The organism is Limosilactobacillus sp., assembly GCF_022651205.1.
Taxonomy (GTDB): domain Bacteria; phylum Bacillota; class Bacilli; order Lactobacillales; family Lactobacillaceae; genus Limosilactobacillus.
On the sequence record NZ_JALCQI010000005.1, the window covers coordinates 46,184 to 68,730 of the forward strand.

At 42.4% G+C, this 22,547-nt stretch carries 21 protein-coding genes; 17 read left to right on the forward strand and 4 right to left on the reverse strand.

Annotated elements, in window-relative coordinates; all coding sequences use genetic code 11:
* The first annotated feature begins 4 nt into the window (after positions 1-4).
* The 5 genes from LKJ51_RS02405 (at position 5) to LKJ51_RS02425 (ending at position 5,326) form a co-directional block, all read left to right on the forward strand.
* Positions 5-673 carry a response regulator transcription factor gene (locus LKJ51_RS02405; protein WP_291979018.1) on the forward strand — a complete coding sequence of 223 codons (669 nt, stop codon included), beginning with the start codon at positions 5-7 and terminating at the stop codon, positions 671-673.
* 6 nt (positions 674-679) lie between these two features.
* Positions 680-1,942 (forward strand): sensor histidine kinase, encoded by a 1,263-nt coding sequence (locus LKJ51_RS02410; RefSeq protein WP_291979020.1) that lies wholly within the window; start codon positions 680-682, stop codon positions 1,940-1,942.
* 296 nt (positions 1,943-2,238) lie between these two features.
* Entirely contained in the window at positions 2,239-3,396 is a 1,158-nt protein-coding gene (locus LKJ51_RS02415; RefSeq protein WP_291979021.1) for a 2-hydroxycarboxylate transporter family protein, read from the forward strand.
* Between the two features lie 50 nt (positions 3,397-3,446).
* Entirely contained in the window at positions 3,447-4,598 is a 1,152-nt protein-coding gene (locus LKJ51_RS02420) for a M20 family metallopeptidase (protein WP_291979023.1), read from the forward strand.
* Positions 4,599-4,669: 71 nt separating this feature from the next.
* Positions 4,670-5,326, forward strand: coding sequence for a nitroreductase (locus LKJ51_RS02425; protein ID WP_291979024.1), 657 nt, complete (start codon positions 4,670-4,672; stop codon positions 5,324-5,326).
* Positions 5,327-5,587: 261 nt separating this feature from the next.
* Here LKJ51_RS02425 and LKJ51_RS02430 read toward each other — a convergent pair whose 3' ends face one another.
* On the reverse strand, positions 5,588-6,562 hold the full coding sequence (locus LKJ51_RS02430) for a GMP reductase (RefSeq protein ID WP_291979025.1): 975 nt from the start codon (positions 6,560-6,562) through the stop codon (positions 5,588-5,590).
* 199 nt (positions 6,563-6,761) lie between these two features.
* On the opposite strand from LKJ51_RS02430, the gene LKJ51_RS02435 reads away from it, so the two are divergent.
* The 5 genes from LKJ51_RS02435 (at position 6,762) to pyrE (ending at position 11,293) form a co-directional block, all read left to right on the forward strand.
* Positions 6,762-8,051 carry an adenylosuccinate synthase gene (locus tag LKJ51_RS02435; RefSeq protein ID WP_291979027.1) on the forward strand — a complete coding sequence of 430 codons (1,290 nt, stop codon included), beginning with the start codon at positions 6,762-6,764 and terminating at the stop codon, positions 8,049-8,051.
* A 242-nt stretch (positions 8,052-8,293) separates the two neighbouring features.
* Positions 8,294-9,094 carry a hypothetical protein gene (locus LKJ51_RS02440; RefSeq protein ID WP_291979028.1) on the forward strand — a complete coding sequence of 267 codons (801 nt, stop codon included), beginning with the start codon at positions 8,294-8,296 and terminating at the stop codon, positions 9,092-9,094.
* Between the two features lie 171 nt (positions 9,095-9,265).
* Positions 9,266-9,805 (forward strand): bifunctional pyr operon transcriptional regulator/uracil phosphoribosyltransferase PyrR, encoded by a 540-nt coding sequence (gene pyrR / locus LKJ51_RS02445; protein ID WP_291979062.1) that lies wholly within the window; start codon positions 9,266-9,268, stop codon positions 9,803-9,805.
* Between the two features lie 113 nt (positions 9,806-9,918).
* Positions 9,919-10,656, forward strand: a complete 738-nt coding sequence (pyrF, locus tag LKJ51_RS02450) for an orotidine-5'-phosphate decarboxylase (protein WP_291979030.1) — start codon at positions 9,919-9,921, stop codon at positions 10,654-10,656.
* Positions 10,649-11,293: an orotate phosphoribosyltransferase gene (pyrE, locus tag LKJ51_RS02455; protein WP_291979032.1), complete on the forward strand. Its 645-nt coding sequence runs from the start codon at positions 10,649-10,651 to the stop codon at positions 11,291-11,293. Before pyrF ends, pyrE begins: the two co-directional genes overlap by 8 nt.
* A gap of 66 nt (positions 11,294-11,359) precedes the next feature.
* Here pyrE and LKJ51_RS02460 read toward each other — a convergent pair whose 3' ends face one another.
* Positions 11,360-11,761 carry a hypothetical protein gene (locus LKJ51_RS02460; protein ID WP_291979034.1) on the reverse strand — a complete coding sequence of 134 codons (402 nt, stop codon included), beginning with the start codon at positions 11,759-11,761 and terminating at the stop codon, positions 11,360-11,362.
* A 120-nt stretch (positions 11,762-11,881) separates the two neighbouring features.
* Here LKJ51_RS02460 and asp1 (LKJ51_RS02465) point away from each other — a divergent pair, with 120 nt between their 5' ends.
* From asp1 (LKJ51_RS02465) to LKJ51_RS02475, 3 genes are all read left to right on the forward strand, one after another.
* Positions 11,882-13,426 carry an accessory Sec system glycosyltransferase Asp1 gene (asp1, locus tag LKJ51_RS02465; protein WP_291979036.1) on the forward strand — a complete coding sequence of 515 codons (1,545 nt, stop codon included), beginning with the start codon at positions 11,882-11,884 and terminating at the stop codon, positions 13,424-13,426.
* Complete coding sequence (asp1, locus tag LKJ51_RS02470) at positions 13,426-14,922, forward strand: accessory Sec system glycosyltransferase Asp1 (RefSeq protein WP_291979038.1); 1,497 nt, start codon at positions 13,426-13,428, stop codon at positions 14,920-14,922. The genes asp1 (LKJ51_RS02465) and asp1 (LKJ51_RS02470) overlap by 1 nt, the downstream gene beginning before the upstream one ends.
* 204 nt (positions 14,923-15,126) lie before the next feature.
* Entirely contained in the window at positions 15,127-16,332 is a 1,206-nt protein-coding gene (locus tag LKJ51_RS02475) for an ATP-binding protein (protein WP_291979039.1), read from the forward strand.
* Between the two features lie 196 nt (positions 16,333-16,528).
* On the opposite strand, the gene rlmD is transcribed toward LKJ51_RS02475, so the two are convergent.
* Complete coding sequence (gene rlmD / locus LKJ51_RS02480; RefSeq protein ID WP_291979041.1) at positions 16,529-17,923, reverse strand: 23S rRNA (uracil(1939)-C(5))-methyltransferase RlmD; 1,395 nt, start codon at positions 17,921-17,923, stop codon at positions 16,529-16,531.
* Positions 17,924-18,156: 233 nt separating this feature from the next.
* Here rlmD and LKJ51_RS02485 point away from each other — a divergent pair, with 233 nt between their 5' ends.
* The 4 genes from LKJ51_RS02485 (at position 18,157) to LKJ51_RS02500 (ending at position 21,733) form a co-directional block, all read left to right on the forward strand.
* Entirely contained in the window at positions 18,157-18,726 is a 570-nt protein-coding gene (locus LKJ51_RS02485) for an NADPH-dependent FMN reductase (protein WP_291979042.1), read from the forward strand.
* Positions 18,726-19,967, forward strand: coding sequence for an NAD(P)H-dependent oxidoreductase (locus LKJ51_RS02490; RefSeq protein ID WP_366017768.1), 1,242 nt, complete (start codon positions 18,726-18,728; stop codon positions 19,965-19,967). Before LKJ51_RS02485 ends, LKJ51_RS02490 begins: the two co-directional genes overlap by 1 nt.
* Positions 19,960-20,880: an FAD:protein FMN transferase gene (locus LKJ51_RS02495; RefSeq protein ID WP_291979044.1), complete on the forward strand. Its 921-nt coding sequence runs from the start codon at positions 19,960-19,962 to the stop codon at positions 20,878-20,880. Before LKJ51_RS02490 ends, LKJ51_RS02495 begins: the two co-directional genes overlap by 8 nt.
* Before the next feature lie 319 nt (positions 20,881-21,199).
* Positions 21,200-21,733, forward strand: a complete 534-nt coding sequence (locus LKJ51_RS02500; RefSeq protein ID WP_291979046.1) for a hypothetical protein — start codon at positions 21,200-21,202, stop codon at positions 21,731-21,733.
* A gap of 83 nt (positions 21,734-21,816) precedes the next feature.
* Here LKJ51_RS02500 and LKJ51_RS02505 read toward each other — a convergent pair.
* Positions 21,817-22,547: LPXTG cell wall anchor domain-containing protein (locus tag LKJ51_RS02505; RefSeq protein WP_291980082.1), on the reverse strand; the 731-nt coding region annotated here is incomplete at its 5' end.

The window sequence follows — 22,547 nt, forward strand, 5'->3', positions numbered from 1 at the left end:
AATTATGAGAATTTTACTTGCTGAGGACGAGGAACAACTAGCTCGAGTGTTAAAGATGGCGATGGAACAAAACAATTATCAAGTTGATGCTGTTGATAATGGTCAAAAAGCAGTTGAACTATCGCAGAAGAATGCTTATGACGTAATTATTTTAGATATTATGATGCCGGTAAAGAACGGGATTGAAGCGTTAAAGGAAATTCGTGCTCGTGGTGACCGGACTTACGTTATGATGTTGACCGCAATGGCCGAAGAAGATGACCGAGTTAACGGGTTAGATTCGGGAGCCGATGACTACCTGACGAAGCCGTTTTCACTCAAAGAACTATTAGCCCGATTGCGATCATTGGAGCGACGAGCTACTCAATACAATGGCGATGATCTAAAGTTCGCTGATCTCCACCTGGATAGTAATGAACAGGTTTTAGAAAGCGATAATTCAATTAGCCTTTCACGAGAAGAGACCCGGATGCTGGAATACTTCATCTTGAATGCTGGGAAAGAACTAACGGCAGAAGACTTACTTAACCATGTTTGGAATGCTAGTGATGAGGAAGCTGACACAGAAGAAGTATGGATTAACATTGCCTATCTTCGCCAAAAGCTCCAGTCGATCCAGTCGGACGTCAAGATTCTTGGTGAAAAGGGCGGTCCGTACATCTTGAAAGGTTGATTAATAATGATTCGTCATTTTCGCAAACAATTTATTATATTTTCAACATGTGCGTTATTACTAGTCATCATTACGATTGTTGGTAGTATTAGTTCGGTTACTTATTTTCGTGCTCACCAGGAAGTTAATTCTGTATTGACGATTTTAAGTAATAATGAAGGTGAAATGCCAGCGCGGTTAGTTCCTAAGCAATCACAGTCATTTACTCAGCCGCAGTTTACTCGGGAGAGTTTAAACCAGTACCGTTACTTTAGCGCAACGGTTAATACGGGAAATAACCAAATGAAAATTGACGATGATCATATTCTTTCAGTTTCGCCAGTTGAAATTCAAAAGCTAACGCAGCGAGTATTAAAGCGTCACCGTAACGAAGGACGAGTATTCTATAATCAGACAGTTTATGCTTACCGAATTAAGAACAGTGGGAAGAGAACCAATGTTGTCTTTCTAGATGAAACATTAATGTTGTCGAAAGCTCGCGAAGTTACGTATTTGGGGATTATGTTGGGGGCAATTAGCCTGATGCTGTATACGGCCGTCCTGATCCTTTTCTCGAATGCCGCAATTCGTCCAATTATTCAAGCGGAAAAACGGCAAAAAGAGTTTATTACTAATGCCGGTCATGAACTAAAAACACCACTAAGCGTTATTTCAGCCAATACCGAAATGCAAGAACTAATGAGTGGTGAAACGGATCTTACCAAAAGTACGAAGCAGCAGGTCGCTAGGCTAACGAAATTAATTAACTACTTTGTCTCACTAGCACGACTTCAGGAAAAACCACAGTTAACAATGACTGTTGTTGATGCAAGCCAGGTCGCTAATCAAGTTGCTGATAGCTTTAAGAGTGTTATTATCCAAGACGGTAAGAACTTTAAGAAATCCGTTTCTGCTGGCTTAAAGGTTCGTGCAAATGAACACTACTTATATGAATTAATTAGCATCCTTCTTGATAATGCTACAAAGTATTGTGATCCGCATGGTGAAATTTTCTTAAACCTGAATTTGGGTAAACGGAAGCGGAATGTTATGCTTTCGGTGACTAATTCATTCGCTGCGGGAAAAGACGTTGACTATCAACGCTTCTTTGAACGATTTTATCGGGAAGATAAGGCGCGAACGATTAGTGAGAAAAAATCGGGTTATGGAATTGGTTTATCAATGGCCCAAAGTATTGTTAAGAGCTTTGGCGGACAAATTAAAGCAAGTTATTCAAACGGCAAGATTTCTTTTATCGTCACAATTAAAAGACAAATTAAAAATAAGTGATTGACATCTAGAAAAATTGGTGTAGTATTCTAATCAAGATTTAATGAAAGGAGCCAGAACAATGAAAACACGTAATCAAAACAGTTGGCAAGCTTGGTACACTTTTGATCGTATTTAGTGTTTTCACACGGGTACGGTCATTTTGAGATTTCTCAAAGCGTACCTGTGTTGGCTCGATAAATTATTAAAGACCACACAGTTCGGTGCTGCGTGGTCTTTTTGGATCTTCCAAATCATTTACGCTGCGAGATCGGTTTTTGAACAGTAACAGTAAATGATATTGGAGGATTTTTTATATGTCTGGAGTAATTTCTTTAACAATCCTGCTGGTGATTTACGCCGCCAGCGAATATGTTTCCCGAAAAACTAACGGAATTATTGACACAGTACTAACAATTTCAGTTTTAGCGTTAATCGGCTTCTGGACTGGAATCTTGCCGAAAAACCTTTTCTCAAACAGTGGGGTTGAAGAGTTTGGAATGGCAATTGTTGGATTAATGCTAACGTCACTTGGAACCACCATTAATTTAGCTGAACTAAAGCGTCAATGGAAGGTAGTTGTGATTGCGATTCTTGGCGCAATCGGTTCATGTATTTTAATTGTTGCTGTTGCTTTATTGGTAAACCATAAAAACTTTGGTGTTGTCGGTGCTCCAATCTTTGCTGGTGGAAATGCCGCAACGCTGGTCTTATTGAATGCGATGCGGGCAAAGGATATGCAAATGCTGTCCACTTACGCCTTAGCAGTGCTAACATTCCAGAATATCATTGGAATTCCGATTGCTACCTACGCAATGCGGCGGGAAGCTCATCGACTTCTTCAAGGTGGCAGCTCAGAGCTTCAAGAGAAAAAGACTGAAGTTACTACACGTCGCCGTCCATTACAATTATCAGCACTTTTTGATACGCCAATTATCAACCTTGCTAAGTTGGGCCTTGTTGCCTCACTAAGTTACGGGGTTAGTCTCGTGATTCACGGCACGATTAACTACTTAGTTCTTTGCTTTATCTTAGGCATTATTTTTAACCAATTAGGGTTCCTTAATGATCACATCATGGATAAAACAGCTTCTAGTGGGATGATCACATTCTTGGTAACCATTGTAATTTTAGCAAGCCTTGCAAATACGACGCCACAAACCGTAATGTCCGTTTTATTACCGTTATCAGTCTGCTTGATTGTCGGCACGATCGGTGTAGTAGTAACTTCATTTTTCACCGCGAAGTTCTTTAATGTTTCACGTGAAATGGCAATTGCATTAGGGATGACATGTACCTTTGGCTTCCCAACCACGATGATTTTATCTCAGGAAATAGCGGCAAGTGCTGGACAAACAGAGGCAGAACAAACAGCGCTAGAAAACTACTTCTTACCGAAAATGATTACTGCTGGGTTAGTCACAGTTACATTAGTGTCGGTGTTCTTTGCCGGCTTTGCAATCAATTATTTATAGAAACTATCAGAACAGAATTTAAATCGATTATTTGAATGGAGGAAATAACCATGAATCAAATTACGAATTACTTACAGGAACACTTTGCAGCGATGATTGAGTTAACGGAGAAAATTATTAACGTTGATAGCCCATCTAATGACGTTGCTGGCGTTCAAAAGGTTGCAGATATTCTTAGTGAAAAGATGAAAGAATTGGGGATGAAAACCCGTCAGCGAGATAGTGGAAAACAGGGAATGGTCTTAATCGGTGAACTGCCAGGAGAAGAAGAGCTTCAGCCAGTGATTCTGCTTGGTCACATGGATACCGTCTTCCCTAAAGGAACCGCAAAACAACGTCCATTTAAGATTGAGGAAGATCAAATGACGGGACCGGGGATCTTTGATATGAAGCCTGGATTGGTGATTGGCTTATTTGCAATTCAGGCTCTGGTAAAGCTGAAATTAAACCGGCGCCCGATTAAATTGATTATCGTGAGTGATGAGGAAAAGCTTCATATGGATTCAAATACGTATGACATTATTGCAGACGAGTGCCAAGGAGGTGCTTATGGATTTAACCTTGAAGGAACGAAGGATGATCCAAGTCATGTTGGAACCCATAATCGTGGTGGGATGATCGTTGATATAACCGTTCATGGTCGGGCTGCCCATTCAGGTGCCGAACCAGAAAAGGGGCGGAGTGCGATTATTGAATTAGCTCACCAGATTATTAAATTTAGTACACTCAGTGATTTACAGGCAGGCGTTCATGTGAATTGTGGAGTGATTAAAGGCGGTACTAGTGAAAATATTATTCCGGATCAAGCAACGACCAGCTTAGGCGTTCGCTTTAAGACGAATCAGCAACGGGATAAGCTATTAGAGCAGATTAAATCAATCGCCGCTACACCAACCATTCTAGATACAATAACTACGGTAAGGGTCAGAACAAAACTTGATAGTATGGAGGAAACGCCAGCAGTTAATCAGCTCTTTGATGAGCTAAATCAAGTCGCCCAACAAACTGGCTGTGGCAAGCTTCAAGCAGTTGGTGGCGGTGGGGCTTCCGATGCAGGAATTATGGTTGCCCGAGATGTACCAACGATTGATGCTTTAGGGGTTGTCGGGGATGGCGCCCATAGTGAAGAGGAACAGGCTAGTGCGAAGTCGCTTCTGACTAGGTCATCGTTGATTGCTAATTTTATTGCGCGAAAAGGTTAGAGTCAGCTTCGTTAGTTGAGAAAATAGGTTAAACTATAATTAGCAAATAAGTTAATTAGGGAGCGATCAAATTGAAGCTAACGGAAGCAATTAATTCTCGTCATTCAGTTCGGCAGTTTACCGATCAGCTTGTTGATCAGGAGCTTATTAAGAAAGTTGTGAAATTAGCACAGCGGACACCATCATGGGTTAACTCGCAGCCGTGGCAAGTTTATTGTGCAATGGGTGAGTCATTAGACAAAATTAAGGCCGCATACCATAAAGAAGATCTAGCAGGCCACCAGGGTAATTCAGATTTAGCAGTATTGGCACGTGAGGGGTGGAGCACCGAGACACAGGAAAATATGAAACAGTGGCGGCACGGCATTGTTCATCATTTTGCAACGTTCGACGAAGCTCACCAACAAATGACTGAAGCTAGTCAGACTCTCTACAATTCACCGGTAATCCTTTATATTACGATTCCCCAGGCATCTCCTGACTGGTCAATTCTGGACGCAGGAGCATTTGGTCAAACGCTAATGTTAGCGGCAACGGATCTGGGGTTAGGCTCGATTCCAACCTACAATAGTGTCCGTTTTCCCAATATCTTGCACCAGATCTTAGGCGTTCCTGATGATGAGCGCTTTATTGAGGGAATTTCGCTTGGTTACGAGAAAAAGGCGAAGATTAACTCTTATCGGTCCGAGCGACGTCCTTTGGGTGAGGTTTTGCATTTTAGTGATTGATGAAAATAAGAGATTGTGAAGAATCAGATGGTTCTTCACAATCTCTTTTGCTTTTACTAGGGTTAGCAAACGTTCTACTGTAGCATAGCGGAAACGTGCTCAGCCTAACCTTCCTCGAGCTAACGTTCTACTGCAATATAGTAGAAACGTGCTTCGCCCGAGTTCCCTAGAGCTAGCAACCTCCTTCCTAGGCGCAAGCCGCCTTCGTCAGGAGAAATTGCTAGCTTTCCGGGAACTCTTTGGAGCGAAGACACTCTACTTCTAATAATCCCCATTCATTATTGAGTTCTTAACGATTACGTAATCGACGCGGCGGATGGAGTCGAGATCGCGACCACCGGCGTAGGAAATGGAGGATTGGAGATCTTCTTGCATTTCACGGAGGGTATCCTTAATTGAACCACGGTAAGGAACAAGCATTTGTTTTCCCTCAACGTTTCGGTAGGCACCCTTTTGAACTTCGGATGCGGATCCCCAGTATTGCTTGTAACGCTTGCCGTCAATTGTGATCACGTGACCTGGTGATTCAAGGTGACCAGCAAGCATTGAACCGATCATTACCATTGAGGCACCGAAACGAACGGACTTTGCAATATCACCGTTATGACGAATACCACCATCAGCGATAATTGGCTTCCGAGCGGCCTTAGCACAAAGACGGATTGCGGCAAGTTGCCAGCCACCAGTACCAAAACCGGTCTTTAGCTTAGTAATGCAGGCTTTACCAGGACCAACACCGACCTTGGTGGCGTCAGCACCAGCATTTTCGAGATCCCGAACGGCTTCAGGAGTAGCGACGTTTCCGGCGGTCACGAAAGCATTTGGCAAATTCTTCTTAATATATTTGATCATTTTGATTACATAGTCAGAGTGACCATGCGCAACATCAATCGTGATGTATTCTGGATCTAAATGTTCGGCTTTTAGTTGATCAATGAAGTCATATTCGGCATCCTTGATTCCAACCGAAATAGAAGCAAAGAGTCCTCGCTCATGCATCCGCTTGACGAACCCAGCACGTTCTTCGGGTTCGAACCGGTGCATCACATAGAAATAGTCATTTTGAGCGAGCCAAACGGCGAGGTCTTCGTTAATGACACTCTCCATGTTCGCTGGTACTACAGGGATTTTGAACGTCTTAGGGCCAAACTTAATACTAGTATCAGCTTCTTTTCGGCTTTTAATAATACACTTGTTTGGGACTAGTTGGATGTCATCGTAATCAAATGTTTGCACGAGAACAGCTCCTTTACTTTCTTAAAAATTCCGTATGTTATTATGCACTGTTTAGTAAATATCGTCAATAAAAATATCGGACAATTATAAAAATATTCAGAAAAATTGTTCGTTATCTTCTTGACTGAATATCCGAAGTCCGGTAATATAGTGAAGTAAAAACGTCTTTTACAAATTATTAGTTTGAGGTGAAAGAATAATGTCATCAGTTGTGATTGTTGGTAGTCAGTGGGGAGACGAAGGGAAAGGTAAGATGACCGATTACCTTAGTCAAGAAGCGGATGTTGTGGTCCGTTCCCAAGGTGGAAACAATGCCGGTCACACAATTGCGTTCGACGGAAAGAAGTTTGCCTTACGTTTAATCCCATCTGGAATTTTCGGTAAGGACAAGTTAGCGGTTGTTGGTAACGGGGTTGTTATTAATCCACCGGCAATGCTTAAGGAAATGAAGTATCTGGAAGATAATGGAATCGATCTTTCTGGTTTACGGATTTCTTCACGCTCACACATTACTTTCCCTTACCACATCCTATTGGACAAGTGTCAAGAAGCTGCTAAGGGTGATCACAAGGTTGGTACCACTAAGAACGGGATTGGACCTACATATATGGATAAGGTTTCCCGTGTTGGTATCCGGATGAGTGACCTATTAGAAAAGGACACGTTCGAAATTAAGTTGAAGCGTAACTTAAAGGAAAAGAACGAATTGTTCACCAAGCTTTACCACGTTGATCCAATTAAGTTTGATGATATTTTTGAACCTTATTATGAATATGGTCAACAATTAAAGAAGTACGTTACTGATACTTCACGGGTTGTTAATGATGCCTTGGATGCCGGTAAGAAGGTTCTCTTTGAAGGTGCTCAAGGTGTAATGCTTGATGTTGATCAAGGGACCTACCCATACGTTACTGCTTCAAACCCAATCGCTGGTGGTGTTTGCACCGGTGTCGGGATCGGACCTAATAAGATTAATACCGTTGTTGGTATTTGCAAGGCTTACTCAACCCGTGTTGGTGCTGGCCCATTCCCAACAGAATTGACTGACGAAATTGGTGACCAAATTCGTGAAACTGGTCATGAATACGGAACTGTTACCGGTCGTCCACGTCGGGTTGGTTGGTTTGATACCGTTGCTATGCGGCACGCACGTCGGGTTTCAGGACTTTCTGTTTTGAGCTTGAACTTGTTGGATGTCTTGACTGGTTTGAAGACCGTTAAATTATGTAAGGCCTACAAGCTTGATGGCAAGGTAATCGATTACTACCCAGCTAGCTTAAAGGAACTTGACCGCTGCGAACCTGTTTACGAAGAAATGCCTGGTTGGGATGAAGATATTACTGGCGTTAAGAAATTTGAAGACTTACCAGTTAACGCCCAAAACTACCTCAAGCGAGTTAGTGAATTATCTCAAACCCCACTTGCTACCATCTCCGTCGGCGCCGACCGGATCCAAACCATTATTGTAAAGGATCCATGGAATTTATAGAGTGTGAGCAGGTAAAGAAGGCCCGTAAGACAACAATTTCTCCCGACTGGATGCTGAAAGCATCTGGGAGGGAGTTTGTTGTCTATAGGGGCTTCCCTGCGAGCACGTTTTGGCTCGGTTGCAGTAGAACAATACAATAACCACCCTAAAAGCCAATCACCCCGGCCTCCCGCCAGTGATTAGCTTTTTTAGTATGTTATAATTCAACCGTAAACTAGATACTGAAAAATATGGGAGATATTATGGCAAAACCAGTTTTAACAATTCAACGTCACTACCTTGATTGGCCATTAGGACAGTCGATTACTAATTCAGAATTGATTAATCAGTTTGGGATTAGGGCAACGAGTGATGGACGTGATGTTACCGACAAAATGACTTTTAATTTAACCCAGGTTAACATTAACCAACAGGGAGAGTACCCAATTGTGGTCACCGTAATGGATAGTGACGGGCAAACTGCTGCGGATCATTTAACCCTGAACGTTAAGCCCCAGAGCCAAGTTCAATCACGAACAACGACTAATGCTCAACCAGTGGCACCTAAGAAGAGTCATCGGGGATGGTTGGTAGCTTTGATTATTCTGATCGCAATCATTGTTGTATGGTGGGCGGTAGCAGCTCATAATCGTAACCAGGCTCAACAGGCAAATAATACGGAACAAAGTAGTCAGATTAGCGACAACTCCAGTAGTATTAATAAGTTGAGTTCTGACAACCAGAAGCTTGCCCAGCAGGTTGCCGCTCTTCGGGGTGCTGCCCGGCAATACGAAAAAGATCATGATCAACAGGAACTCCAGAACCACTTGAATGATATTTCAAACCAAAACCAACAAATTGAAAGTCAGTTAAATAGCAATTCCGCTAAGCAAAAATTAAATGACGTTAATCAGGTTGTTAACCAGCTTCAGCAGGATCCATCTAATGCTAGTTCAACGGTTAATAGCCTTAAAAATAAGGACGGCTTTAGTAGTATTTGGAATAACATTACCTCAATGATGGAGTCATGGTTAGATAATCATTCCTCTTCTAACAACAATTAGTGATTTTGTTGACATGGCCTGGTGAGACGCTTAAAATACTCATAATAAGAGAAAATATTGCCTTTAACCTGATTCCGTGAAATCAAGAAGGAACGAATAATTAACAAGACCCTTCTTCACAGATTCAGTGAGGAAGGGTTTTGTAAAATTGATTAAGAGGAAGTGACCATGATGGCTCATGAAATCGTTGATGGCTCAAGCATGCAGCGGGCATTAACGCGAATTACTTACGAAATTATTGAACAAAATAAAGGGGTCGAAAACCTTGTCTTTGTTGGGATTAAGACTCGAGGAGTTTACTTAGCAGAGCGGTTAGCGAAGCGGTTGAACCAACTAGAAGATGTTAAGGTTCCAGTTGGGGCTCTGGATATTACCCTATACCGTGATGATCGGCATATCCCTGATCACCATAAGGAACCAACCGTTAAGACTTCTTCACTCGGCATTGATATTAATGACAAGCATGTGATCTTGGTCGACGATGTTCTCTTTACTGGCCGGACGGTTCGGGCAGCCCTGGATGCCTTAATGGATATGGGACGTCCACAACGGATCTCACTTGCGGTATTAGTTGATCGGGGTCACCGTGAATTACCAATTCGACCTGATTTCGTTGGGAAGAATATTCCAACCGCAATGAACGAAACAGTCCACGTCGCTGTCGAAGAATACGATGGTCACGAGGATATTACAATCGAACATCACGAATAGATAGACAACCATTTAATCAGCTCCAGAGAGGGCCAAACGGTGTTAGTAGTGAATACGAAAAGGCACCAGACCCTTAAGCTAAGGAGTACTGGTGCTTTTTTAGGAGGAAAATTATGGAACGTTTTGAACCAATTGTAGCTATTGATGTCCCAGACAAACGAGAAGCTGTTCAGTTATTTGACAAACTTTCGAACGATACGGATCACATGCCGATTATTAAGATCGGGATGGAACTTTTCTATGCTTTTGGTCCCGGAATTGTTAAGCAAGCTAAGGAACGGGGCTTCCAAGTCTTCCTCGACTTGAAGTCCGATGATATTCCAAACACCGTTGAACGGGCAATGGCTCAGCTCGGACGCCTCGGAGTTTCTTTTGTTACCGTTCATGCCGTTGGTGGTAGTGAAATGATGAAGGCTGGCCTTCGCGGACTAAAGCGTGGTGCTGCTGAAGCACGGAATGCTGTTCCAAAGATGTTAGCAATTACTCAATTGACTTCGATTGATGAACAAATTCTGCATAACGAGCAACGGATTAACGGAACCGTAATGGAATCAGTTCAAAACTATGCTCGGTTAGCCGATGAAAGTGGCCTTGCGGGTGTCGTTTGTTCTGCTAAGGAAATTGAAGCTATTCGGCAAGTTACTAACCCCAACTTCCTATGCATCACACCGGGAATCCGGCTTGATTTAAATAATCATGATGATCAAAAACGGGTTGTTACCCCTAAGCAGGCTGCTGAAATGGGAAGTAACGGAATTGTTGTTGGTCGGCCAATCACTCAAAGTAGTGATCCGGTTGCTGCCTACAAGAAGATTCGTCACGAATTCTTAGGAGGGGAACACCTTGACTAATTCAGAAATCGTTGCAGAGTCACTGCTGAAAATCAATGCGGTAACTCTAAGCCCTAACAAGCCATTTACCTGGGCCAGTGGAATGAAGGCGCCAATCTACACGGATAACCGGATTACCATTTCTTACCCGGCAGTTCGTAAGGCGATTTATACCGGCTTAGCTCAATTGATTCGTGATCATTTCCCAGAAGCAGAAGTAGTCGCGGGAACGGCAACGGCTGGGATCCCACATGCTGCTTGGGTTGCTCAGCAGTTAAAGCTTCCATTGATTTATGTTCGGAAGCAACCAAAGGATCATGGTCGTGGGAAGATGATCGAAGGGATCCTTGAACCTGACCAACAGGTAGTTGTGGTTGATGATCTGATTTCAACCGGTGGCAGTGTCTTAAAGGCTGTCAAAGCAGTTCGTGAGGCTGGTGGTAATGTTGTTGGCGTTGTCTCAATCTTTACTTATCAACTTCCGGCTGCGGATACTAATTTTGGTGCTGCGGGGATTAAATATTATTCAGTTACTAACTACACTGAATTAATCAATCTTGCAATGAAGCAACACCAAATTTCTTCGGCTGACCTAGAAGTCCTTAAACAGTGGCGCGATAGCCCGTTATTGTGGTCGAAAGAACAAGCTGGAAAATAACTAAAAATAGCAAAAAGACTGAAGCTAGAAAAAGCAAAACGCTTTTTCTAGCTTCAGTCTTTTAATCTACTTTTTCAAATAATGAAATCTTTCTAGTAATTCACGCGAACGTTGGTCAGCAGGTCGGTAGCCAAGCCTGAATGAATGCTTGAAGTACATCATATTGTACAAGATAGCAAACACAAGTGAAGGCCACGGGAATTGCATTAACCAGTTTAGTCCAAAGAACAGGACGACTAACGCATAGTCGAGATCGAGGACGATCATCAAGATAAAGTTGTAATAATCGCCCCGGAACAATGCCGGTAGGGGACCAAACCAGAGTGTTGTCCATGAAATTCCCACTTTGGCAATCCTAATTTGCCCCTGATCATTAACAATCTTCGCGTAATTTGGTGGTAACGGGAGATTGTTGAGGTCAAACGGGTTTTGGTTGTTGTCATTGTTGTTACCAAACGGGTTTTGCATTACTCTTCCACTTCTTTCTTGTTATAAGTATAAATTTTAACACAAACTAACGGGAACTCCTAATCTCACAACTTTTCTTATGGTACACTTAATTTGTTAACGTAGAAAAGGAGAAAAGCAATGTTATTCTTTCTGAACGATAATATTCAGCATAATAAATCAGGAATTGAGCACGCTCAAATTAAGCGATTACACCTGTTTGAGATGTTCAATGAATCCGCAAAGATTGTTACCCGAAAGTATTCGAATGAATTACATATGGTAACTGCAGAAGCGGAGATCGCTGATGAAGACTTTGTCAACCTATTTGATTATTTTCAAGAAGCGCGGATTTTTCCACAAAAGAACGTCACTATTAGGGACATTGATATTGATCCAACTTGGGACCGCAAGGCTGACGGAATTAACTATAATTACTACCGCAATGGCAACCGAATTATGTACATTCGGCGCCGGAACGATAAGGAAAAACACATTATTAATTTGCAATACTTTGATCACTTCGGAAAACTATTGAAGGTTAGTTGGTATGACAACCGGGGCTTTATTTCTGTTGAACAGGTTTATGACTGGGATGGCAATATTGCGACCGAAAACTACATGCGTCCAGATGGAACGATCGCAATCCAACTTGAACACCAAAAGAACCGTCGTGATAAAGTGATTGACACCTATCACCTCTTTAACTACAAGGGTCACGATTATCAGTTCGCCAATCTCGATGAACTAACTCGGTTCTTCTATGATGAATTGGTAACTGATCCAGAATTAACCAATGATGAACCGGTGGGGCTAGTTGTTGACCGGTCCTATGAGGTTGGTTGGTCAGTACTTCACATGAAACATCGGGTATTCCGAGCAATGCAGCTGCACAACGATCACGTTAACGATAATAGTGACATGCTGCATTCAACCTTAAATTATAACTACACATGGGGCCTCAACCACGTTAAGGATTGGGACGGAATTATTACCTTAACGCCACAACAACAAAAGGACGTGAAGGATCGTTTCGCTAAATTTGGGACGAAAATTTACCGAATCCCCGGACCAATTGTCCCTAAGGCAGTCCTTGAAGCTGATCACATTCCATTTGAAAAGCGGACAAAGAATCAAGTTGTAATGGTTGCTCGACTTTCACCAGAAAAGCAGCAGGATCAACTATTAAAGGCCTGGCCGCAAGTTCTTGCCAAGGTTCCAGCAGCCAAACTCGATTTCTGGGGTTACGCTAACGATAACTTTGATAAAACGCTGAAGCAGATCGTGAAGGACGAAAAACTAGAAAGTTCCGTTACCTTCCACGGCTACACCAACGATCCAAATGCAGTTTATAATGATGCTCAATTGTTGATTCTGCCAAGTCGTGCAGAAGGATTGCCATTATCACTTGTTGAGGCCCAATCACACGGCTTACCAATTATTGCTAATGACATTAAGTATGGCCCGGCCGACGTTGTCATTGACGGACAAGACGGGATCCTGACCACTAATGGTGATATTGACGGCTTAGCTAAGGCAATTATTGACCTCCTTACTAATCAGGATAAGTTAGCGCAGTTCAGTGAAAATGCCTACAAGGATAGTGAACGGTATTCTGAACCAAACGTGATGAAACTTTGGAATGAATTAGTTGATGATATGAAGGAAAAGGAGGCCGCTAAATAATGTTCTTTTTCGTTAACCAATACCTATTGAGCAACGATTCAAGTATTGAGCACGCCGAAATGAAGCGGCTGAAGCTCTTTAAAGATCACAATGCTGAGGCAAAGCTAGTTACACAAAATTATGACCAGATTATTCACGCAACGCTAAAACGTTTTGGATTGACTGATGATCAACTGGTTAATATGTATGACTTCTTTGCGGGAACGACTAATTATACCGGTCACGATCTCCACGTCAGCGATTTGAACTTGCCAATTGAATACCAGGTTGGCACGGGAAACAACTACCAAGAAGTCAAAGATGGTGACCGGCTAATCTGCATCGTTTACTTTACAGGTGGAACGGTCGGCTTAGTTAACCACATCGACTGGTTTGATGTTGCTGGAAACATTACCCTTCATCAACAGTATGATTTGCGTGGCTTTAAATCAGTTGATCAATTCTTGGGTGAAGATGGTCAAATTAGTTTTGAACGTTATTACCGTCCGGATCAATCATTATATATGGAACGGTACTACGTTAAGTCGGTACAAAATACCCCCATTAATTCGTTAAACGTCCTGAAAAACTACAACGGCCACGATTACTACTTTGATAGTGAAGGTGATCTCTTTGCCTTCTTCTTGGATGAATTGAATAAGGCTAATGGTGAAAATAACATCTTCATCGCTGACAGACCTGCAACTGCTATTCAGCCAGTAATGAGCATGCAAACGGCAGCTAAGAAGTACCTGTGGATGGCAATGAATCACGTTAACGATGGTGATAACTTGAAGACTGGTCCATTAAACGCCATGCTTCAAAGACCGTTGACTACCGATCTTGATAAGTGGAACGGGATTATTACGATGACGGAAGCTCAAGCTGAAATGATCCGGAAGCGGATTAACGATCAGAAGCCGGTCTACGCTATCAATGGTGTTCCCGTGAAGACGAACCGTCAGCGAGCAGCGATGAATTACCGGATTGCCGGACAGATTATTTATGTTGGTCGTCTCGGTGAAGATAAGCAAACTGGCAAGTTGATTGATATCTTTATCCGGATCCATAAGAAGGTACCGACTACTAAGTTAACCCTTTACGGTTATGGAAATGCTAATGATGTCAACCGTTACAAGAAGCAGGTTGATGATGCTGGTTTGACTGGAACGGTAATCTTTGCTGGTTACCAAGTCAACCTTGAAGCAGCCTATAACAGTGCCCAACTATTCATGGACACTAGTCGAATTGACGGTCAACCACTAGCAATGGGAGAAGCTCTTTCCCATGGTGTTCCTGTTGTCAGTTATGACTATCTTTACGGTCCAAGAGAAATGATTCAATCTGGCGTTAACGGTGAATTAATCCCACTAAATAACGCTAAAAAGATGGAAAAAGCTGCTGAAAACATCCTAACTGATCCTAAGCTCCTTCAAAAATTAAGCACCGGGGCTTACGATTCACTTGATGCAATCAGTAATCTTAAGACTTGGAAGCAGTGGAGTGCCTTAGCTTAAAGAAGTGTAATTTAAAATACCAGTGTAATTTCTTGTGATGAGAAAGGACACTGGTGTTTTTATTGCAATAAAAATTAAGTTCGATTTTAAAATTTCTTTTCTTGTGATAAAAATTACAAGCTATTCATTTAAAATTTTTACTGCAATAAAAATTTTTGGTAATTATGTTATAATTTTTATTACAGTAAAAAGGGGGTTGAGATAATGCTAATCAAACGGCCTAAATATATAAATTTTTTGAATGAATTTAAAGATACAGAATTTGTTAAAGTAATTACTGGAGTACGTCGTTCTGGGAAAACTTATTTAATGAATATGTTTATTGATGAGCTTCGTCATGAAGGAGTCCCCGAAGAACAAATTATTCATCTAAATTTTGAAAGTTTACAATATACAAAGATAAAGGGAGCGATGGATTTATGGAAGTATGTCCATTCTCACGAAGTAAAAGGGAAAAAGAATTACTTATTTTTCGATGAAATTCAGAATGTTGACGAGTGGGAACGAGCAATCAATAGCTTTCGTGTTGATATGGACGCGGATATTTATGTTACTGGCTCTAATTCACGACTACTTTCAGGAGAGCTAGCAACCCTATTAGCAGGGCGTTATGTTGAATTGACGGTGTATCCAATTTCATTTGCCGAATACTTTACTTTTCGCAAGGGACAGTCTTTCGAGGAAAATAAGTTATTTGATGAGTATTTACAATTTGGTGGCTTCCCAAATTCTATCCTGGCTCCTAGTACTAGTTTTCGCAATTCCATCTTGCAGGATATCTTTAATACGATCATGTATCGTGATATTGCATTGCGCTCCCGTGTGAAAAATGATCGAACAATTATAGCGATCGCCGAGTATCTAATGAGCGAGATCGGTAACCCTATCTCGGCAAATAAAATTGCAGGAACGTTGAAAGCAGCGGGATTTAAAGCTCAAGCAAAATCAGTGATTGATTATCTTGAACTGCTTGAGGATGCATTTATTTTTTATAAGGCTCGACGATATGATATTCGCGGGAAAAAGTGGTTACAGACAATGGCAAAATATTATGTTGTCGATACGGGGCTACGGAACGTTCAATTAAATCGGAGCTCTCGAGACAATTTAGGACATGTTTTAGAAAATATTGTTTACATTGAGCTATTGCGTCGTGGATATAAGGTTGATGTCGGTAGTTATGATAATAAGGAGATTGACTTTATTGCACGTAAAGGTGAAGAGGTTGAATACTATCAGGTGACGCTACATATACCAGAGGGTAGCATGCGTGAAACGGATAACTTAAGATTCTTGCCAGATGGTTATCCTAAAACAGTTTTATCATTGGACGCTAATGATGCTGGAATGGTTAATGGTATCAAGATTAAATATGTCCTTGATTGGCTACTTGAAGAGAATGAAAATTAGTATAATTTAATTACTTTAGATAAAAATAAAATCCCATGGAAACGCAACATAAGTTATAATACAAGCGACGCAGTACACAAATGGGCTTCAGTGCTCGGAAAATCCGAACGCTGAAGCCCTATTTGTGCTTGCGGGGGTTCCCACAGGCTAGCTACGCGTCGAAAAACGAACTAGCAGGCTAGTTCTGTCTCACTCCCTATTTTCTCAATGACAGCTTAATGACGGCTTCACAACGGGTTGTTTGGGGCATCATATCAACAGGCTGGATGTAGTCGACATGGTAAACGCTGGCAAGGCGACCAAGGTTTCGGGCCAGCGACGCCATATTACATGAAACATAAGCAAATTTGGCTGGCCGTTCTTTGATGATTTGTTCAATCAAATCATTGTCGAGTCCGGTTCTTGGCGGGTCAACAACAAGGGCATCAAAGCGTAAACCATTCTTTCGCCACTGAGGAAGGACTTCTTCAGCACTACCAACTTCGTAATAGGCGTTCGTGATCCCGTTTAGGCTGGCATTTTGCTTTGCATCGTTAACTGCCTCAGGGATCGTTTCCATCCCCCAGACTTCCTTTACCTGGTTAGCCAATGATAACCCAATTGTCCCGATCCCGGCATAGGCATCGATCAGGACATCATCTGGTGAAAGCTCCAGTGCTTTTGCCGCTTCTTCATAGAGTGTTTCTGTTTGGGCGGGATTCAACTGTAAAAATGACCGGGCTGAAAGTTTGAAATCAAGCCCCATCAAGCTTTCAGTAATGTATTCCTGACCAGCAAGGTGGATCATTTTGTCACCCCAAACGAGCGGTGTGTCACCAGGGTTAACGTTCTGCATCACCGAAACGACTTTTGGCAGCTTTTCATCAATCGCCATTAATAATTGATGCTTGTGGGGAAGCTTCGGTGTATTAGTAATCAGGGTTAGCTGGATCTCTCCGGTTGCGACGGATTCCCGGACAACCAGGGTCTTGATAATCCCACTATTGTGCTCCTCATCGTAGACCGGAATTTGCAGGTCTTCAATTAACTGGACGAGGGTGCGGATAACCTTCATTGTTGCTGGCATTTGAACCGCACAAGTCTCGATATCAACTAGATCATGGCTGCCTGCCCGATATAGTCCTGCCGCCACATGACCATCGACAATCCGAACTTGGAAGGTCGCTTTGTTTCGGTAGCCATATTCTTGAGGTGCAGCAATCGTTGGTCGAACGGCATAGGCACGGTAACCGTATGGTTTAAACTTCTCTAAACTGTCGAGGATTACTTGGCGCTTGAACCGCAGTTGGGCCGGGTAGGCAAGCTTCTCGAGTTCAAAGCCTCCCGCAACGTCAGCGTAATCGTCCCGTGGTTCAACCCGATCCCGACTTGCTTTCCGAAGGCGGTGGATCTTAGCTTCCAAAAAGCGGGGATGGACCCGGGTTACTTCTGCAACAACGACTTCATGAGGGAGGGCACCGGGAACAAAGCACACCTTATGTTTAAAATAACCAATTCCCTGACCGTTAACTCCGAGACGCCGAATCGTCAGTGGAAAGCGGTCACCAACCTGAACCTCGATATCATGCTGTCGTGAACGTGCTTGAACCATGTAACTACTCCGTTTCTTTCTTAATATCATTGTCCTATTTTAGCATATTGCTAGTGGGGAAAACATTCTCGATGATTTATGAGGTGGACAGGCGATAATTACGTGGCTAGTTATAACCAAATAATTGAAAATCGTCCGAAATGTATATGAATCACTAATAATTTGTTTATTCACTGGAAAAAATATAGTAAAATGGTTGTGAATTGATGAATAAGAAAGAGGAAGTGACACACTTGAAAATTGCTGCAATTGCTGGGTCGAATGCTAACCATTCCTACAACCGGATGCTGTTAGAATTTATGGCTCATCATTTTAAGGATCAAGATCAGATTGATGTGATTGATATTCGCCAAGTTCCAATGTTTAACGAGAGCTTTAAAGGTGATGCACCAGAAGTAATTAAGGACATTGATCAGCGGATTAAGGCTGCCGATGCGGTTATTATTGCTAGTCCAGAGTACAATCACTCGATTACCTCAGCGTTAAAGAGTGTTGTTGAATGGTTGTCATACAAGGTCCACCCGTTAACTGGAAAACCCGTAATGACGATTGGGGCCTCAACCAAGGATCAGGGAGCTTCACGGTCACAGGTTCAGTTACGGGATATCCTGATCTCACCTGGAATTAACGCTAGTGTTTACCAGGGGGATGAATTCTTTATGAGTAACGTTACTAGTTTGATGGACTATGATGGTCACGTTACTGATGAAGGGACGATCCACTTTCTTGAAAAGTGCATGAACGGATTCCGCTTTTACGCTAAGGCGATCGATCAGATGAATAAGGAGATGAACAACAAATGATGAAGATTCTTGCTTTTGCCGGAACAAATGCTGACTTTTCCTATAACCGGTTGCTATTGCGGTTCATGAAGAAGCATTTCAAGCAAATGGCCGACATTGAGATTTACGAAGTTGGTAAGTTACCACCATTTAGCGTTGATACTTCATTATCGGAACAAACAGAAGTCTGGAAACTTAAGCAAAAGATTAAGGCTGCTGATGGGTTAGTATTCTCAACCCCAGAATATGACCACGGGATTCCAGCCGTTTTGAAGAGCGCCATTGAGTGGATGTCATACCATACTAAGGTGATGGACAAGAAACCCGCAATGATCGTTGGGGTAGCTTATGGTCGCCAAGCCTCTGCCCGTTCCCAGGTTCAAATGCGGCAGATTCTGATTTCACCTGATTGCAATACCAACCTGATCCCAGGGAATGAGGTCTTGATTGGAAATGTTCGCGATACCTTTGCTAAGGATGGCCGTTTAGTAGACCAAAAGGCAATTGATAACCTAGAAGAGTGTTTTGAACACTTTATTGAATACATTCAAATTTTCCAAAATGTTGATAAGGGGGAACTTAACATGGCCGTTAAACAACCAACGATTAGTGATGCATATATCCAATTCCCAACTGGTCGGTTATCATTAAAAGAAGTTCAACAGATCTTTAGTACAATCCCGTTTGAAGTTGATTTGATTGACAGTACCGATCATTTTGCTTGGTATTCAGACAAGCCAAATCGGGAACACGTCCGGAATACGGCTTCGCTTGGTGAAACTGTCCAAGAATGTCATCCACCGATGGCTGTTCCAGCGGTAATGAGCATTATCAATAGCTTCCGTGAAGGGAAGAAGGATGTTGTTACCCGGCCACTTTGGATGAATGGTCACCGTTCATTAATCCAGTACTACGCTCTTCGTGATATTAATGGTCACTACCTTGGGACGATTGAATTTACTGGTAGCGTTGAATATATTTTGAACCTCTTTGAAAATGGTGCCTGGGATAAGGATGCCACGACTGGTGCATCGAAGAAGACTAATGACTCTGCTGAAGAGCCTGAAGAAGAAATGGCAGTTGACGCTTCAACTGGTGCTTCCGAAAGTAGCGACGACAGTGATGCCAGCGAGGATGATACGCCATTAGCTGCTGACGAATCAGGGCTCGATGCCACAACCGGTGCCTCCGAAACTGGTAGCGTTGATGCAGAGGATGACACCGCTGATGCATCAACAGGGGCTTCTGAGAACGATGACTAACGAATTAGCAAAGCAGCGTCATTCAATGGTCCACCATGCGTTAGGAACCAAGATTGTCCTAACGCTTTTTGGTGATCGTTATTATCCGTTATTAGCACGGTCGATGCGACTGATTGACGAGTATGAGGACCGACTGACAGTTAACCGTCCTGAATCAGAAGTAATGAGCGTTAACCATGCAGCTGGGAAAGGGCCGAAAGTTGTCTCACCATCGACTTATGAACTAATCAAAATGGCGGTTAAATATAGTCGGGAAAACTTCGGCTTTAACGCCCTGATTGGTCCATTGGTGAAGCTGTGGAAGATCGGCTTTAAAGGCGCTAATGTACCGAGTGACGCCGATATTCAGGACCGACTTAAATTGATTGATCCCAATAAGGTTCTCTTGGATGATGACTATCGGTCAGTTTTCCTGGAGGAGCCGGGGATGGAATTAGACCTTGGTGGAATCGCAAAGGGCTACATTGCCGACCGTATCCGTGACTTCTGGATTGAACAGGGAGTCAAAGCGGGAATTATTAACCTTGGTGGTAACCTCCTGTTCGTCGGTAAGTCACCGCGCCGTGAAGATGGTCAATGGGTAATTGGTGTTCAGGATCCACGGTTAAAGCGGGGGGATGATATTGAAATCATTCGAAAGCCCGAATGTTCAGCAGTTACTTCAGGAATCTACGAACGCTTCTTAGAAGTTAATGGCAAGAAGTATCACCACCTTCTCGATCCCCGAACTGGATACCCCCTCCAAACTGATTTATCAAGTGTCACTGTTTTTACTGAACAGTCAGTAATGGGGGAGATTGAAGCTAAACGATTGTTCTTTAATGGTGAACCAATAAAGGTCTGGCAAAATCAGCCGGGAAATCTGGGTGCGGTGTTTATTAAACAAGACGGTACCGTTAAGAATGTTAAATAATTTTAAGATCGAACCGTAAAATCCTCCTTAGGGTTGACAAAGAACAAAACTATTAGCAGCGATTGCTGGGCTAGTTTGACGGTAATGCTCGGACTAGGTGGACTCAAGAGAAAGAATTAAATTCCGATAGATACTAAATCTTCCCCATAAGATGTAATGAATCGGGTCCATAATCTAAGAGACCTCCTCACAGAAATGCGAGGAGGCTTTTTTGGATCCGGGTATTAAGTAGCGAGATCTAAAGAAATATAAAAATGATTAGAAGATCTAAAGAGATCTAAAATTAAACTAAATATCTAAAGTTGATGAGGTAATTACAATGAAGAATCCGTTTGATCCTAGCTTTGACAATATTTCATTGGTGCCGCTTAATTCTTTTGATATTAAGTATCGTTATCAAAGAGCGTTTGCGCGATCAGGTAAGACAATTGACAGCTTAACTTTGATGAAAATGACGAAGCTAACTAAGGGTTATGCGTATGCCTTTCAAGATTTAGGATATTACGTTTGGCAACACTTTGATATGCAGGTAACAGAGGAGGATGTCGATAATGTTCTGTCGTTATTTAAACACGATCTCTTTCGGAATGCTTATACTAAGATCATCACGGAACTTTCACCGACAGATCAGAAGTTTTTATTTATTATGGCGAAAAGTCAGAAGAATGTTGTAAAGATTAGCGATATCCGACAGAAAATGGGAAAGAGTACAAATTATATTTCTCAATATCGGAAACGATTAATTGATAGTCAGGTCATTGTCGAAGCTGGGTATGGGAAGGTTGCCTTTTCTCTACCTTTTATGGGAGAGTTCATCTTGCAGATGGCTGAACTGTATGGGATGGATCAATGAAATAAATTTAAACAGTTACTAAGATGGATCGAAAAAGCCCCGGGACTAAATTTAGTCTCGAGGCTTTTCAACTTTATAAACGATTAGTTTTTACCTTTTCGTTTACGTTCTCCAGTAATACCAAACAAACTAGCAATAGCTGTTACAGCTAATCCTGCAAGCGCAAGATGAGAACCATTTTGGTTAGAAGTTTGTGGTAACTTCTGTCCTTGCTGCTTAGTTTCGCTAGGTTCAGCAGAAAGTTTTTGCTTTGCTGGAATAGCAGGAATCTTTGCAGTGGTAGTTACATTTTGTTCGTGTGGAGTTTCCGGAGCATTAGGAACATTCGGTGTGCCAGGAACTTCTGGATTAGTCGTTGGCGTTTTCGGTGTTGTTCCAGGTGTTTCAGGAATATCTGGAGTACCTGGTTGGTCAGGAGTTGCAGGCTTGTCCGGTGTTCCGGGTTCGTCCGGAGTAGAAGGGGTGGAAGGTTGTTGTGGAGTGTTGCCAGGATTATTTGAGACTTTCTTATAAGTCAACGTTAAGACCAGATTGTCCGAATCGTGGGTAACGGTAGCTTTAGCGAGCTTCTTGCCGTCAGCAGTTGTAGCAGCATCGGTGTGGTCGAAGTCATATTCAGCGCCGTCTTTAGTCAGCGATTGCGGAATAGCAAACTCAGCAAATTGATCAGAATCCGAGCCCTGAGCTAATTGCCAAGTACCATTAGACATCTTGACAAAGGTAATGGAGCCGTTAGAAGAATCAGCTTGAAGTTGATGACCATCTTGGTCCACGTACTTAATGGTTTCAGTAACGGTCTTCTTGGTTTCAGTCG

What these genes read in the sequence shown, in the direction of transcription:
- LKJ51_RS02405 (WP_291979018.1), top strand. Translation starts at nt 5, where the DNA reads ATGAGAATTTTACTTGCTGAGGACGAGGAACAACTAGCTCGAGTGTTA.
- LKJ51_RS02410 (WP_291979020.1), top strand. Translation starts at nt 680, where the DNA reads ATGATTCGTCATTTTCGCAAACAATTTATTATATTTTCAACATGTGCG.
- LKJ51_RS02415 (WP_291979021.1), top strand. Translation starts at nt 2,239, where the DNA reads ATGTCTGGAGTAATTTCTTTAACAATCCTGCTGGTGATTTACGCCGCC.
- LKJ51_RS02420 (WP_291979023.1), top strand. Translation starts at nt 3,447, where the DNA reads ATGAATCAAATTACGAATTACTTACAGGAACACTTTGCAGCGATGATT.
- LKJ51_RS02435 (WP_291979027.1), top strand. Translation starts at nt 6,762, where the DNA reads ATGTCATCAGTTGTGATTGTTGGTAGTCAGTGGGGAGACGAAGGGAAA.
- LKJ51_RS02440 (WP_291979028.1), top strand. Translation starts at nt 8,294, where the DNA reads ATGGCAAAACCAGTTTTAACAATTCAACGTCACTACCTTGATTGGCCA.
- pyrR (WP_291979062.1), top strand. Translation starts at nt 9,266, where the DNA reads ATGGCTCATGAAATCGTTGATGGCTCAAGCATGCAGCGGGCATTAACG.
- pyrF (WP_291979030.1), top strand. Translation starts at nt 9,919, where the DNA reads ATGGAACGTTTTGAACCAATTGTAGCTATTGATGTCCCAGACAAACGA.
- LKJ51_RS02460 (WP_291979034.1), bottom strand. Translation starts at nt 11,761, where the DNA reads ATGCAAAACCCGTTTGGTAACAACAATGACAACAACCAAAACCCGTTT.
- asp1 (WP_291979036.1), top strand. Translation starts at nt 11,882, where the DNA reads ATGTTATTCTTTCTGAACGATAATATTCAGCATAATAAATCAGGAATT.
- asp1 (WP_291979038.1), top strand. Translation starts at nt 13,426, where the DNA reads ATGTTCTTTTTCGTTAACCAATACCTATTGAGCAACGATTCAAGTATT.
- LKJ51_RS02475 (WP_291979039.1), top strand. Translation starts at nt 15,127, where the DNA reads ATGCTAATCAAACGGCCTAAATATATAAATTTTTTGAATGAATTTAAA.
- rlmD (WP_291979041.1), bottom strand. Translation starts at nt 17,923, where the DNA reads ATGGTTCAAGCACGTTCACGACAGCATGATATCGAGGTTCAGGTTGGT.
- LKJ51_RS02490 (WP_366017768.1), top strand. Translation starts at nt 18,726, where the DNA reads ATGAAGATTCTTGCTTTTGCCGGAACAAATGCTGACTTTTCCTATAAC.
- LKJ51_RS02495 (WP_291979044.1), top strand. Translation starts at nt 19,960, where the DNA reads ATGACTAACGAATTAGCAAAGCAGCGTCATTCAATGGTCCACCATGCG.
- LKJ51_RS02500 (WP_291979046.1), top strand. Translation starts at nt 21,200, where the DNA reads ATGAAGAATCCGTTTGATCCTAGCTTTGACAATATTTCATTGGTGCCG.